The 13,182-nt window shown below is 72.5% G+C and carries 13 protein-coding genes and 3 tRNA genes; 15 read left to right on the top strand and 1 reads right to left on the bottom strand.

What is annotated here, in order from left to right; translation table 11 throughout:
* The first annotated feature begins 135 nt into the window (after positions 1-135).
* The 5 genes from proB (at position 136) to ACI1MP_RS25350 (ending at position 4,979) form a co-directional block, all read left to right on the top strand.
* Positions 136-1,272 carry a glutamate 5-kinase gene (gene proB, locus ACI1MP_RS25330; RefSeq protein WP_380335526.1) on the top strand — a complete coding sequence of 379 codons (1,137 nt, stop codon included), beginning with the start codon at positions 136-138 and terminating at the stop codon, positions 1,270-1,272.
* Between the two features lie 80 nt (positions 1,273-1,352).
* On the top strand, positions 1,353-1,805 hold the full coding sequence (locus tag ACI1MP_RS25335) for a hypothetical protein (protein WP_052509560.1): 453 nt from the start codon (positions 1,353-1,355) through the stop codon (positions 1,803-1,805).
* A gap of 74 nt (positions 1,806-1,879) precedes the next feature.
* Entirely contained in the window at positions 1,880-3,187 is a 1,308-nt protein-coding gene (locus tag ACI1MP_RS25340) for a glutamate-5-semialdehyde dehydrogenase (RefSeq protein WP_404869537.1), read from the top strand.
* A gap of 66 nt (positions 3,188-3,253) precedes the next feature.
* The gene (locus ACI1MP_RS25345; RefSeq protein ID WP_043913961.1) at positions 3,254-3,823 is read left to right on the top strand and encodes a hypothetical protein; all 570 of its coding nucleotides are present in this window, start codon (positions 3,254-3,256) and stop codon (positions 3,821-3,823) included.
* A 94-nt stretch (positions 3,824-3,917) separates the two neighbouring features.
* Positions 3,918-4,979 (top strand): hypothetical protein, encoded by a 1,062-nt coding sequence (locus ACI1MP_RS25350; protein ID WP_380335520.1) that lies wholly within the window; start codon positions 3,918-3,920, stop codon positions 4,977-4,979.
* 12 nt (positions 4,980-4,991) lie between these two features.
* On the opposite strand, the gene ACI1MP_RS25355 is transcribed toward ACI1MP_RS25350, so the two are convergent.
* The gene (locus tag ACI1MP_RS25355) at positions 4,992-6,059 is read right to left on the bottom strand and encodes a M48 family metallopeptidase (RefSeq protein WP_380335517.1); all 1,068 of its coding nucleotides are present in this window, start codon (positions 6,057-6,059) and stop codon (positions 4,992-4,994) included.
* A 213-nt stretch (positions 6,060-6,272) separates the two neighbouring features.
* On the opposite strand from ACI1MP_RS25355, the gene ACI1MP_RS25360 reads away from it, so the two are divergent.
* The 10 genes from ACI1MP_RS25360 (at position 6,273) to ACI1MP_RS25405 (ending at position 13,048) form a co-directional block, all read left to right on the top strand.
* Positions 6,273-6,473 carry a hypothetical protein gene (locus ACI1MP_RS25360; protein WP_380335514.1) on the top strand — a complete coding sequence of 67 codons (201 nt, stop codon included), beginning with the start codon at positions 6,273-6,275 and terminating at the stop codon, positions 6,471-6,473.
* Positions 6,474-6,727: 254 nt separating this feature from the next.
* On the top strand, positions 6,728-6,877 hold the full coding sequence (locus ACI1MP_RS25365; RefSeq protein WP_167349406.1) for a hypothetical protein: 150 nt from the start codon (positions 6,728-6,730) through the stop codon (positions 6,875-6,877).
* A gap of 100 nt (positions 6,878-6,977) precedes the next feature.
* Entirely contained in the window at positions 6,978-7,643 is a 666-nt protein-coding gene (gene nadD / locus ACI1MP_RS25370) for a nicotinate-nucleotide adenylyltransferase (protein ID WP_189270451.1), read from the top strand.
* A gap of 17 nt (positions 7,644-7,660) precedes the next feature.
* Positions 7,661-9,844 carry a LytR C-terminal domain-containing protein gene (locus ACI1MP_RS25375; protein WP_404869538.1) on the top strand — a complete coding sequence of 728 codons (2,184 nt, stop codon included), beginning with the start codon at positions 7,661-7,663 and terminating at the stop codon, positions 9,842-9,844.
* A 167-nt stretch (positions 9,845-10,011) separates the two neighbouring features.
* Positions 10,012-10,449 (top strand): ribosome silencing factor, encoded by a 438-nt coding sequence (gene rsfS, locus ACI1MP_RS25380; protein WP_043913955.1) that lies wholly within the window; start codon positions 10,012-10,014, stop codon positions 10,447-10,449.
* Entirely contained in the window at positions 10,446-11,093 is a 648-nt protein-coding gene (locus ACI1MP_RS25385) for a histidine phosphatase family protein (protein WP_404870830.1), read from the top strand. Before rsfS ends, ACI1MP_RS25385 begins: the two co-directional genes overlap by 4 nt.
* 143 nt (positions 11,094-11,236) lie before the next feature.
* A tRNA-Ala gene (locus ACI1MP_RS25390) sits at positions 11,237-11,309 on the top strand.
* A gap of 38 nt (positions 11,310-11,347) precedes the next feature.
* Positions 11,348-11,420, top strand: a tRNA-Ala gene (locus ACI1MP_RS25395).
* Between the two features lie 170 nt (positions 11,421-11,590).
* A tRNA-Ala gene (locus ACI1MP_RS25400) sits at positions 11,591-11,663 on the top strand.
* 92 nt (positions 11,664-11,755) lie between these two features.
* Positions 11,756-13,048: a tetratricopeptide repeat protein gene (locus tag ACI1MP_RS25405; RefSeq protein WP_404869539.1), complete on the top strand. Its 1,293-nt coding sequence runs from the start codon at positions 11,756-11,758 to the stop codon at positions 13,046-13,048.
* The last annotated feature ends 134 nt before the right edge of the window (positions 13,049-13,182 follow it).

Here is a 13,182-nt window from a genome sequence, read left to right on the forward strand (position 1 = left end):
CGGTGCGTGGCCGCTCGCGCAGTTCCCCGCGCCCCTGTGTGTGCTCCCACTGCTTTCGCGCCCGGATTTCGTTACCCGCGTGCCGGATGGCTACATTGCGGGCGTACAGGACGTCGTGTCGGAAGGGTCGGACTGATGGTGGATCAGTTGCTCCGCGAGGAGGTCGTCTCGGCGCGGCGGATCGTGGTGAAGGTCGGTTCGTCGTCGTTGACCACCGCCGCCGGCGGGCTGGACGCGGACCGGGTGGACGCCCTGGTGGACGCGCTGGCGAAGTCGCGGACGGGTAAGGACGCGCCGGAGATCGTGCTGGTCTCGTCCGGGGCGATCGCCGCCGGCCTGGCGCCGCTCGGGCTGGAGAAGCGGCCCAAGGACCTCGCCCGGCAGCAGGCGGCGGCCAGTGTCGGGCAGGGCCTGCTGGTGGCCCGCTACACGGCGTCGTTCGCGCGGTACGGGGTGCGGGTCGGGCAGGTGCTGCTGACCGCCGAGGACGCCAGCCGGCGGGCGCACTACCGGAACGCGTACCGGACGCTGGAGCAGCTGTTGACGATGGGCGCGATGCCGATCGTCAACGAGAACGACACGGTGGCCACCGCCGAGATCAGGTTCGGCGACAACGACCGGCTGGCGGCGCTGGTGGCGCACCTGGTGCGGGCCGACCTGCTGGTGCTGCTGTCGGACGTGGACGGCCTGTACGACGGCGACCCGGCGAAGCCCGGCAGCAGCCGGCTCGACGTGGTGCGCGGCCCGGCGGACCTGGCGGGCGTGGAGGTCGGCAGCGCCGGCAAGGCGGGCGTCGGCACCGGCGGCATGGTGACCAAGGTGGAGGCGGCCCGGATCGCCACCGGTGCGGGCATCCCGGTGGTGCTGACGGCGGCCAGCCAGGCGGCCGACGCACTGGCGGGCCGGCGCACCGGCACGCTGTTCCTGCGGACCGGCAGCCGCTCCGCGGACCGGCTGCTGTGGCTGGAGCACGCGTCCACGCCGCGCGGCACGCTGACCCTGGACGACGGGGCGGTGGCGGCGGTGGTGCACGGTGGGAAGTCGCTTCTCCCGGCCGGAGTGACCGGGGTGGAGGGGGAGTTCGTCGCGGGTGATCCCGTCGACCTTCTTGGCGAAAACGGTCACATCGTCGCCCGCGGACTGGTCAACTTTGATGCGAGGGAGTTGCCCCGTCTGCTCGGTCGGTCCACGCGAGACCTGGCCCAGGAGCTCGGTGCCGCGTACGAACGCGAGGTCGTCCACCGTGACGACCTGGTGGTGCTGCGCGGCTGAGCGCTGGTGGCGGGGCCGGTACGGGGGGTGGGAGCAGCGGGCCGGGGGGCCCGCGCGACACGCTGAATGGGAGGCCGCCGGTGGTTCGCAGGCGGGAGGAAGCGCTGCCGGGACAGAAGTCCGAGCGGCGGCTCACCAGCATCGAGGGCGGCCGGGGCGTCGAGGAGCAGGAGGACGTGCAGGAGCCGGAGCAGGGCCGGCTGTGGCACGTGGTGCTGAGTGTGGCCGGGGCGGCGACGCCGCTGCCGGAGCTGCGGGCGGCGCTGGAGAAGCTGGCGCACGACCACTCCTTCTTCCTGACGGCCCGCTACGCCGCCGACCACGCCGAGGTCCGGTACTGGGAGGAGGCGCGGGACCTGCACGACGCGGCGGCGATCGCGCTGCGGCTGTGGGGCGAGCACAAGGCCAGTGCCAAGCTCCCGGCGTGGGAGATCGTCGGCCTGGAGGTGGTGGACCGCCCGACGTACCACAAGCGGGTCGCGGAGGGTTTCGGCGGCCCACTGCCGCAGCTGGGCGGGGTGTACCCGTACTGACCGGCCCGGGGGGCCGCGTCTCAGCGGGCGAAATGTACCCCGGGGCGGGGTGGGTGTCTCGCTAGGCTTGGTGCATGAGCGACCTCACCGCCACTGCCGACAGCCCCGTCCTCGCCGCCGCGCGCCGTGCCCGGGAGGCGGCCGCCGCCCTGGCGCCAGTGCCGCGTTCGGTGAAGGACGCCGCGCTGCTGGCGATCGCGGACGCGCTGGTCGCCCGGGCCGGGGAGATCACCGCCGCCAACGCGGAGGACGTCGCCCGGGCCCGCGAGGCGGGCACCGCCGAGTCGGTGATCGACCGGCTGACGCTCACCGAGGAGCGGATCGCCGCCATCGCGTCCGACGTGCGCAGTGTGGTCGGCCTGCCCGACCCGGTGGGCGAGGTGGTGCGGGGCTACACCCTGCCGAACGGCCTCGACGTGCGCCAGGTGCGGGTGCCGCTCGGTGTGGTCGGCATCATCTACGAGGCCCGGCCGAACGTCACGGTGGACGCCGCGGCGCTCTGCCTGAAGTCCGGCAACGCGGTGCTGCTGCGCGGCTCGGGTTCGGCGTACCGCTCCAACACGGCGCTGGTGGAGGTGCTGCGCGCGGCGGTCGCCGGGGCGGGCCTGCCGGCCGACGTGATCCAGCTGGTGCCGGGGGAGAGCCGCGAGTCGGTGCAGCAGCTGATGCGCGCCCGCGGCCTGGTGGACGTGCTGATCCCGCGCGGCGGCGCCTCGCTGATCCGCACCGTGGTGGAGGGCTCCACCGTCCCCGTGATCGAGACCGGCACCGGCAACTGCCACGTGTACGTGGACGCGCAGACCGACCTGGCGATGGCCGTCGGTGTGCTGCTGAACTCCAAGGCCCAGCGGGTCAGCGTCTGCAACGCCGCCGAGACCCTGCTGGTGCACCAGGACGTCGCGGACGCCTTCCTGCCGTTGGCGCTGGCCGCCCTCGCCGAGTCGGGCGTCACCGTGCACGGCGACGACGCGGTGCTGAAGGCCGCCGAGGGCACCGGCGTGACGGCCGTCCCGGCGACCGAGGAGGACTGGGGCACCGAGTACCTGTCGCTGGACCTGGCGGCCGCCGTGGTGCCCTCGCTGGAGGCCGCCGTGGAGCACATCCGCCGCTGGTCCTCCGGCCACACCGAGGCGATCGTCACCACCTCGCAGGCCGCCGCCCGCCGCTTCACCCAGCTCGTCGACTCCACCACGGTGGCCGTCAACGCCTCGACCCGGTTCACTGACGGGAGTGAGTTCGGCTTCGGCGCGGAGATCGGCATCTCCACCCAGAAGCTGCACGCCCGCGGCCCGATGGGCCTGCCGGAGCTGACCAGCACCAAGTACATCGTCACCGGCGACGGCCACGTGCGCGGCGAGGCCCGGCAGACCGTCGGCGGCTGAGCGCCGGAGCAGACCCGATCGGCCCGACCCACAGACAAAAGCCCCGACCGGTAATACATTGAGTCCGTGGCTGAGGATGTGGGGGGCTCGCCGTACTCCGACGGCGCCGACCACGGTGGTGCGGACGACGAGTTCGCCACCGTGGTCTTCGACGAGAGCTTCGTCCGCTCCGCCGCCGTGCACGAGCCGAGCGCCCGGGAGCGGCAACTCGCCGCCGCCGAGACCAGGTTCGAGCCGGATCAGGCCGGAGCGGCCCGGAGCTACGAGTTCACCTCCGGGAGCGAGGTGCTGCCGTTGGAGCTGCGCCCGCTGCCCGGCGGACTGGACGACGACCGCTTCTACCCCGACCCGTGGTCGGGCGGCGACCGCCAGCACCGGCGCACCCGCCGCTCGCGCCTGCGGGCCTTCGACCCGCTGCGCGGCGGCATGGTCGCCCAGCAGCGCTGGCACCGGCCGGTGGCCTGGGTGCTGGCCCTGGTGATGGGGGTCGGCGTGGTCGCGCTGGCCGTCGCCGCCGTGTACCGGGGCGTCGGCGGCAGTCCGGAGTCGCCGGCCCGGCCGTCCAGCGGGACCAGCAGCCCCGGCGCGACGCCTTCCGCGCGCCCGGTCGTGACGGTGGCCGTCCCGGCGGGCTGACCGGTCCGCAGGACTGCTGTCGATCACCCACCGTGGCAGTCTCGTTACCCTCTCACCTCTCGTCGCGGGCGGCGGGCGAGCCTACCCTGGTCACATGGGTGACCCGCGCGAGCCTCCCGAGGGCACGCCCGAGGGTGGTTCCAATGACGACGAGTTCCGGTCCGTCGTCTTCGACGAATCGTTCGTGAAGGCTGCCCGGATCCAGGAGCTCTCCGCGCAGGAGCGGCTGGCCGGTGCGTTCGGACGGGCCACCCGGAGACGCGGCTGGGGCTGGTTCGGGTCGCTGCCCCGGCAGGCCGTGATCCTCCTGCTGCTGGTGACGATGGCGTTCGCCGCGGCCGTCTACTTCGGCATCAGCTCGCCGCACGGCCAGGTCGTGCCGCCCAGCGGCACCCAGCTGACCGCCGCCGTCACCCCGCTCAGCCCGCCCGGCACGGTCGGCGCCGTCCCCGACCCGGCCCACCCGTTCGCGGCGCTGCCACCCGGCTACGCCGACGGCCAGGCCGGCCTCGGCATGCCGCCCGCCTCGCCCACCTCGCACTTCGCCGTGACCGACGTGCAGCGCGCCCTGGACTCCGTCCAGCACTACCTGGTGGTCTCCGAGCTGACCCCCGCCACGCTGACCGCCAACGAGACCGGCCAGGTCCGCGAGCTGCTCACGTCCGGTGAACTCGCCCAGTACGACGCGAGCGTCAACACGCCGCGCGACGACCAGCAGCACGCCGCCACCGGCTGGATGGTCCGCTTCGACCCCGGGCAGATCGCGCTGGCCACCGACACCGTGAAGGTCACCGGCGCCGTCCAGGTCGGCGAGGTCGACTCCGGCACGCTGGAGATCACCGCCGACCACACCCTGGTCTACGCGCTGCGCCCGGCCGGCACCACCAGCGACCCCTCGGTCACCCTGTACGCGGTGCGCCGGGAGGTGCGGATCGACGTCGACCGGGCCGACCTGGACGCCGGCCGCGTCCGGGTGGTCGACTCCACCGTCCAGGCCGGGCCCACCTCGTGCGGCACCGTGCAGAGCGACTACCTGCAGCCGACCCTGGCCACGGCGAGCGGCGTGCAGCCGAGCACCCCGCCCGCCGTGAACCCGACCGACCACAGCCGGCCGGCCTGGCAGACCTGCGGAGTGCTCGGGCCGATCACCCGCTGAAGCGCTCCCGGATCAGTCCTGCTGCTCGCCGCCGCTGCCGTTGCTCCCGTTGCTGCGGCCGGCACCCGTGAAGGTGTCGCGGAGCTTGCCGCCGACCGTGCCCACGCCGTTGCCGAGGTCGCGCAGCAGGCCCATCAGCGGGTCCTTGCTCTCCTTCACCGACTGCGAGTACGAGTCGGCGGCGGCCTTCCACTGCGCGCCGATCGAGGTGTCCGGGTCGTCGCCGCGGCGCGGGTACGCGCCCGCCAGGATCGAGCGGTACTCCTCGCTCTCCGCCCACTTCTTCAGCTGCGCCACCCGCACCACCGCGAACGGGTGGGTCTGCGGCAGCACCTGCAGCAGCTTCAGCACGCTGTCGCGGAGGTCGCCCGCCTTGTCGTACTCGGCGGCCTGCTCCAGGAACGCGTCCACGTTCATCTCGGCCATGTTCGCGCCGCCGGCCAGCTTCATCAGGCCGCGCATCGACGCCTGCAGGTCCTGGCCGGCCAGCAGACCGGCCCGGTCGCTGGACAGCTCCGCCTTGCGGAACCACTCCTTGAGCGCGGTGATCACCGCCGTGATCGCCAGGTTGCCCAGCGGCAGCCAGCCGATCCGGGCCGCCAGGTTGGTGAGGATCAGCAGCATCGTCTGGTACACCGCGTGCCCCGACATCGCGTGACCGACCTCGTGGCCGATCACCGCGCGCAGCTCCTCCTCGTCCATCAGGTCGATCAGCCCGGTGGTCACCACGATCACCGGGGTGTCCATGCCGATGCAGTACGCGTTGACCTTCGGGTCCTGGGTCACGTACAGGTCCGGGACCTTCTCCAGGTCCAGCACGTACGCGGCGTCCCGCACCATGTCGTACAGCTCCGGGAACTGCCGCTCCGACGTCTTGACCGCCGTGGCCAGGAACAGCAGCCGCACGCTGCGCTCGGACACCAGCCCGGCCAGCTTCTTCAGGATGTCGTCGAAACCGCTCAGCCTGCGCAGTGCCACCAGCCCCGAGCGGTCCGCCGGGTGCTCCCAGGCGCGGGTGGAGATCTCCGGGAACCGCTGGCGGCGGCGGCTCGGCGCGTTGCCCTTGGTCATGTCGGTCATTGAGTACCCTCCTGGATCGACGCCGGCACCGGCTCCCGTGGCCGGCCCCCGCTGCTTTCCTCTTAACGTCGCTGTGTCCGTACTCGTCCCCGGACGTCACGGTACGCCGTCGGCCCGCAGTGCCCCCGGGCGGGCGTACGGGGCGGGGTGCGGAGCGGGAGCGGCGATAAACGGGTCTACCCTGGCTGTGCCGTACCGAAAAGGAGCCCCGTGATGTCCCCTGCCGACCTGGTCCAGCTCGCCGGACCGATCTCCAGCGAGAACGGCCCCGGCCTGTTCCTGAGGATCATCGTGATCGCCTCCTTCGTCGGAGTCGGCCTGCTGGTGTGGGCGATCGCCCGGGCGAGCCGCGACGGCGACAAGCGCGAGGCTGCGCGCGAGCAGGCCCGCGCCGAGGCCGCCGAGCAGAACTGAACCCGGGGCCGAGCAGGCTCTCGTACCGGGGCCGGGCAGGGTCTCGTACCGAGGCCGGGCAGGGCTGAACCGGGGCCGGTACCGCCTCGGGCGGCGGGCCCGGCGGCCGGGCCGGGGCCCGGGGCGGCTCACGGACGGTCAGCCGCGGTGGGCCGCCGCGCGGTTGCGTGTCAGGCCCCCGTACGATGAGCCCGCGGGCCGCACGGTCCGTGACCGCCTGGTCCTCACACCGAGCCGAGAAGGTCCCGCCGATCATGACCTCTGCTGCCCTGCCCACCCTCGTCCACCTCGCCGAGGAGGGCGGTAACCACGACAGCCTCAACCCCTTCCTGACGGGCGGCGCGGCGCTGGCCATCCTGCTCCTGCTGCTGTTCGTCACCACCCGCTTCAACCGCGACCGCTGACCCGGCCGCGCCGCCGTCCGCGGCGACCGGACACGGAGCGCCCGGGGCCCGCGAGCGGGCGGAATCCCCGGGACATCCGGGTCGCGTAAGGTGTGGCGCCATGAGAGAGCAGGTCGACACCTCCGGGACGGACACGGCGCCGGGCACCCCCGCGCCGGGCAGTGCGCCGCGCGGGCGACGCCGGCTGGGCGTGATGGGCGGCACCTTCGACCCCATCCACCACGGGCACCTGGTCGCCGCGAGCGAGGTGGCCAGTGCCTTCCATCTGGACGAGGTCATCTTCGTCCCCACCGGCCAGCCCTGGCAGAAGTCCGACCGGGACGTCTCGCCGGCCGAGGACCGCTACCTGATGACGGTGATCGCCACCGCCGAGAACCCGCAGTTCTCGGTCAGCCGGATCGACATCGACCGCAACGGCCCCACCTACACCGTCGACACCCTCCGTGAGCTGCAGGCCCTGCACCCCGACGCCGAGCTCTTCTTCATCACCGGCGCCGACGCCCTCGCCCAGATCATCTCCTGGCGCTCCTCCGAGGAACTCTTCGACCTCGCCCACTTCATCGGCTGCACCAGGCCGGGCCATACTCTCTCCGACACCGGCCTGCCGGTCGGCGGCGTCTCGCTGGTCGAGGTGCCCGCCCTCGCCATCTCCTCCACCGACTGCCGGATGCGCGTCGCCAAGGGCGAACCCATCTGGTACCTGGTGCCGGACGGCGTGGTCCGTTACATCCACAAGCGGGCGCTGTACGCGTCGGCCCGGCCCTGATCCCCGGGAGGGAAGGCATGACCGGAACGTCCGACGACGAGCAGTGGTACGGCCGCCAGCCCCAACCGCCCTACCAGCAGCAGCCCGGGTACTACCCCCCGCAGGGGTACGAGCAGCAGCCGGTCGAACAACAGCCTTACCAGCAGCAGTCGTTCGAGCAGCACGGCTACGACCAGGGCGGGTACGACGCGTCCGGGTACGACGCGTCCGGGTACGGCCAGGCCGGGTACGACCAGAGCGGGTACGGCCAGGCCGGGCACGGGGGTGCCGGGTACGGGCAGCAGACCGGGCAGCCGGGGCAACAGGGGCAACAGGGGTACGGGCAATCGGGGTACGAGCAGCAGCAGTCGTACGGGCAGGCCGATCCGTACGGTGGGTACGACCAGCGGGGCGGGCAGCAGGCCGGGCAGCCCGGGGTGTACGCGCCGGACCCGTACGGCGGCGACCGCGGCGACCGGCCCGGGTACGGGCAGCAGGCCGGGTACGCGCAGCGCGGCGGCCATGAGGCCCAGGCGTTCGAACAGGGCGGCTACGGGCAGCAGTTCGGCGGCCGGGAGGGGGCCGGGCAGTCGCCTGCCGGGGACGTCTACGGGCAGCAGACCCATGACTCCTACTACGGGCAGCAGCCCGCGCAGGGGTTCTACCAGCAGCAGTCGCAGTCGCCCGGGCAGACGCCGGGCACGCAGACGTCAGGCACGCAGACATCGGGCGGGCAGACGCCGGGCGGGCAGGTGCTCGACGGCCGGGTGCCGACGCAGGCCGGTGCCGCCGGGCGGGCGGTGCCGCCGGTGAATCCGGTCGCGGCGCCGGCCGGAGCGGGGATGCCGCCCCGGGCGCGAGCGGCCGCGGCGCCGGTGCCGGAGACCGAGGCGGTGCCCGAGCCGTCCGAGATGGTCGGCGGGCGGGCGGCTGCCGCGGCGGCGGCCCGGGCCAAGGGCGCGGCCGACGACTCCTACACCACGGGCGAGTTCAACTTCGTCGACGAGGAGACGGAGGACTCCGAGGACGCCATCGACTGGCTGAAGTTCGCCGAGTCCCGCAGCGAGGTCCGGGCCGAGCGGCGTCGACGGCTGCGCAACCGGCTGATCGCGCTGCTGGTGGTGCTGGCAGTGCTGGCGGCCGGCGCGGTGGGCTACCTGTGGTGGTCCGGCAAGTTCGGCGACGACAACGACGCGAACAAGGCGGTCGGCGGTCGGTACGTCAACGTGGTGCACCTGATCGACCCGCAGGGCAAGATCACCACCGCGCTGCTGGTCGACGACCGGGACGGGCAGAAGGCGACCGTGCTGCTGCTCCCCGACACCCTCCAGCTCCCGAGCAACGGCGACATCACGACCGTCGGCCAGGCCCCGACCGCGATCGGCGCCTCCGCCACCCGCGACGGCCTGTCCTCCGTGCTCGGCGCCAAGGTGGCCGGCACCTGGCGGCTGGACACCCCCTACCTGCAACTGCTGGTCGCCCAGCTCGGCGGCGTCCGGGTGGACACCAACGCCGAGGTGCGCGAGAACAACAAGCCGGACGGCAAGGTGATCGCCGCGGTCGGCAAGGACGTTCTGCTGAGCGGCCGTGCCGCCGTCGACTACGCCACCCTGCAGGCCCCCGGCGAGACCCGGGACGCCCAACTCGCCCGCTTCGGTCAAGTGATGGCGGCCGTGATCAACACGATGCCGGTCACCATGGCGGACGCCACCGAGGACGTGCACCGGATGAACTCCGTCCCCGACCCGTCGCTGCCGGAGAGCGCGCTCGCCGGCGTCCTGGTCAACCTCTCCAAGCAGGCCAAGGCCGGCCACCTGTCCACCACCGTGCTCACCGCGAAGCCGGACGGCACCCTGGACGACGCCACCGCCGGCAAGCAGGTGAAGGACATCCTCGGCGGCGCCATCGGCAAGGCCAAGCGCACCGGCAACTCCACCCGCGTCACCGTGGTCGACGCTTCCGGCAGCGACACGGCAGCCGCAGCGAAGGTGGTCGTCACCAACGCGGGCATGGACCCGCTGCCGTCCACCGCGAAGGCTCCCGCGCAGGCGACCTCGGAGATCCGCTACACCGACGACGAGAAGAAGCCCGCGGCGCTCAGCCTGGCGACCAGCCTGGGCCTGCCGGACTCCGTGGTGAAGAAGGTCACCGATACGCAGAACGCGGACCTGGTGCTGATGCTCGGCAAGGACTACCAGCCGCCGCAGAAGTCCGTGCAGTAGCGCGGACGGCCGGACGGTCCGCCGCGCGGTCGGTCGGACGGTCAGCCGCGCGGTCGGTCGTGCGGCCGGCGGTGCGGTCGGGGCCCCGGGGTGGAAATCACTCCGGGGCCCCGGCGCGTTCGTGAGATCCTGGGAAGGTATCCCCGCAGCCGATCCGGAAGAGCATCGTGACCGTCACCGACCGAAGCCAGGAACTGATCACCGTCGCCGCGCAGGCGGCGGCCGACAAGCTGGCGCACGACATCATCGCCTTCGACGTCAGCGAGGTGCTGTCGATCACCGACGCCTTCCTGATCGCCTCCGCCGCCAACGACCGCCAGGTCCGGGCGATCGCCGAGGAGATCGAGGACCAGCTGCGCGAGAAGCTCGACGCCAAGCCGGTGCGCCGCGAGGGCGAGCGCGAGGGCCGCTGGATCCTGCTCGACTACCTGGACATCGTGGTGCACGTCCAGCACTCCGAGGAGCGCTCCTTCTACTCGCTCGACCGCCTGTGGAAGGACTGCCCCGAACTGCCGATCCCCGCGGACGCGCTGGCGACCCGCAACCGGCCCGAGAACGCCGTCACCGACGCCGCCGGCAATGCCGTCTCCGGAGGCGACCTCTGAGCCGGTCGGCGGGGCGGCCGCGCATCGTTCTCTGGCGGCACGGTCAGACGTCCTGGAACCTCGAATCGCGGTTCCAGGGCACCACTGACGTCGATCTCACCGAACAGGGGCTGTTCCAGGCGCAGCGAGCGGCCCGGCTGCTCGCTGGGCTCCGCCCCGACCTGCTGATCTCCTCCGACCTGACGCGGGCTCGGCGCACCGCCGCCGAGCTGGCCGCGCTCACGGATCTGGAGGTGCACCACCACGAGGGTCTCCGCGAGACCTTCGCGGGGGAGTGGCAGGGGCTCACCAACTCCGAGATCCGGGCGCGGTATCCGGAGCAGTACGAGGCCTGGGCCCGTGGTGAGCCGGTGCGGCGCGGTGGCGGTGAACTCGCCACCGAGGTGGCCGACCGGGCCGTTCCGGTGGTGCTGGACGCCGTCGGCAAGCTGCCCGAGGGCGGCACCCTGGTGGTGGTCAGTCACGGCGGCACCATCCGCACCATGATCGGCCGACTGCTGGGCATGGAGCCGCAGTTGTGGGAGCGCTTCGGCGGTCTCTCGAACTGCTGCTGGTCGGTGCTCGGCCAGGACGCGCGCGGCTGGCGGCTCCTCGAGCACAACGCGGGCACGCTTCCTCAGCCGGTCATCGGCGACGAGACCTGAGGCGTGACCGGGGGCGCGACTGGGGGCGCGACTGGGGGCCGCGCAACCCGGATTTCACAGTTCCGGCTCTGACCAGCTAGAGTCTTCCTCGTTCGCAGTGAGGAACGCAGACGGGAAACCGAAGGCGGGAGTCGCGGAACTGCGGGGCTATAGCTCAGTTGGTAGAGCGATTGCATGGCATGCAATAGGTCAGGAGTTCGATTCTCCTTAGCTCCACTCCGCACCGATGGTCCGTGAGTGGTCGTCAGTGTTGCGGGGCTATAGCTCAGTTGGTAGAGCGATTGCATGGCATGCAATAGGTCAGGAGTTCGATTCTCCTTAGCTCCACAGCAGTTCCGCGAGGCCGCTACCCGAGACGGGTAGCGGCCTTCGGCGTTCCCGGGGCCGCCTGTGGAGCGCCCGGAACGGATTAGGGCATGGACCGTCGACCGTGTACAGTTGTCGATGTCGCCAAGGGGAACCGCAAGGGAAACTGCAGGTGAAGGCAGTAACAGTATGGGGCTATAGCTCAGTTGGTAGAGCGATTGCATGGCATGCAATAGGTCAGGAGTTCGATTCTCCTTAGCTCCACAGTAATCCGAAGGCCGTCCCGCAAGGGGCGGCCTTCGGTCGTTCATCCGACTCCCCTGCCACGCGGGGCGCGGGGCCGCTACCGTCGTGCCATGGCCGATCTGGCGCGAAAACGGAACGACGAGCTCGCCCGGATACTCCACCAGCTGGGATGGAGCCCGGAGCGGCTGGCCCGCGAAGTGAATGCGGTGCTGCCGCCCGGCATGGCGATCAGCTCGACCGCGCCCTACAAGTGGCGCGACCGGGGCATGGTGCCGCGCTCGCCGCACGACCAGACCGTCTGCGAGGTCCTCGGCCGCTGCGTCGGCATCGCCGTCACCTACGAGCAGTTGTGGGGGCAGATGGGCTCCAACCGGGGCGCCAAGATGCTCTCGCCCCGGCTGCTGACGGATCCGTGGACCGCTGACACCGCGCAGACCGCGCTCCGCGAGGCCGGCGCGGACGGTGCCCCGGTCCGGCTCACCGACCTGTTCCGCGGCGACGAGTTGGAGCAGGCGGCCCGGCACTGGGCCTCGCCGCCACCGCCCGTCACCGGCGGCGAGGGCGCGCTCCGGATCGCCCCCGAGCAACTGGCCGACCTGCGGCTCTCCTACGACTCCAAGCAGCGCCTGGAGCGTGCCTACGGCGGTGGACTGATCCTCGACCTCGCCAAGGCCGAACTCGCCATGGTGGGGAAGCTGCTGGAGCTCGGCAGCTACGACGAGCCGCTCGGCCGGGAACTGTACGGAGCCGCCAGCAGGCTGGCCCGGCTGGTCGGTTGGGCGAACTACGACATGGGCAACGACGCTGCCGCGCAGCGCGCCTTCGTCGCGGCCCTGCGCGCCGCCCACGTCTCCGGCGACTCGCGGCTCGGCGTCGGCGTGGTCGGCTGCCTCGCCGTCCAGGCGACCTACAACTCCGGAGGGCGGGGCCTGGACCCGGTGGCGATGCTGTCCACCGCGCTGCGCGCCGCCGACGACGTGCTGACACCCCGTGAGCGGGCCCTGCAACTCGGCCGGATCGCCCGGGCGCACGGCCGCAAGGGCGAGCAGATCAGCGCCGAGGCGGTCGCCGAGCGGGCGTTCCGGGTGCTGGAGGGGCTGGACGGACACGACCAGGAACGCGCCGACCTGGAGGGCATGATCGGCGAGGGCTTCCTGCTGCTCGGCGAGCACGAGCAGGCCCGGGGCCTGCTGCAGCGCGCGATCGAGGCGCTCACCGCGGAACGCGCCCGGGTCAAGGCGCTGCTGATGGTGCGCCTCGCCGACTCCTACCGCCGCACGGGCGAACGCGCGGAGGCCGAGGACATCGCCGACCGGGCCCGCCGGCTCGCCGCCGGCATGCAGTCCGCCCGAGTGGCGCGAGCGCTGCGGGACTTCGACTCCGCGATGCGCGCGGAGGCGTAGTGACAGGTCGGACGGCCGGCTGGGCGGGGCGGGCAGTCGGTTGGGGGGAGCGGGTAGGGCGGGCAGCAGGTTGGAGGGAACGAGCAGTCGGTTGGAGGAAGCGGGCGGGGGAGTGATCCGAGAGCCGACTGTGG

The organism is Kitasatospora griseola (assembly GCF_044999035.1).
Taxonomy (GTDB): domain Bacteria; phylum Actinomycetota; class Actinomycetes; order Streptomycetales; family Streptomycetaceae; genus Kitasatospora; species Kitasatospora griseola.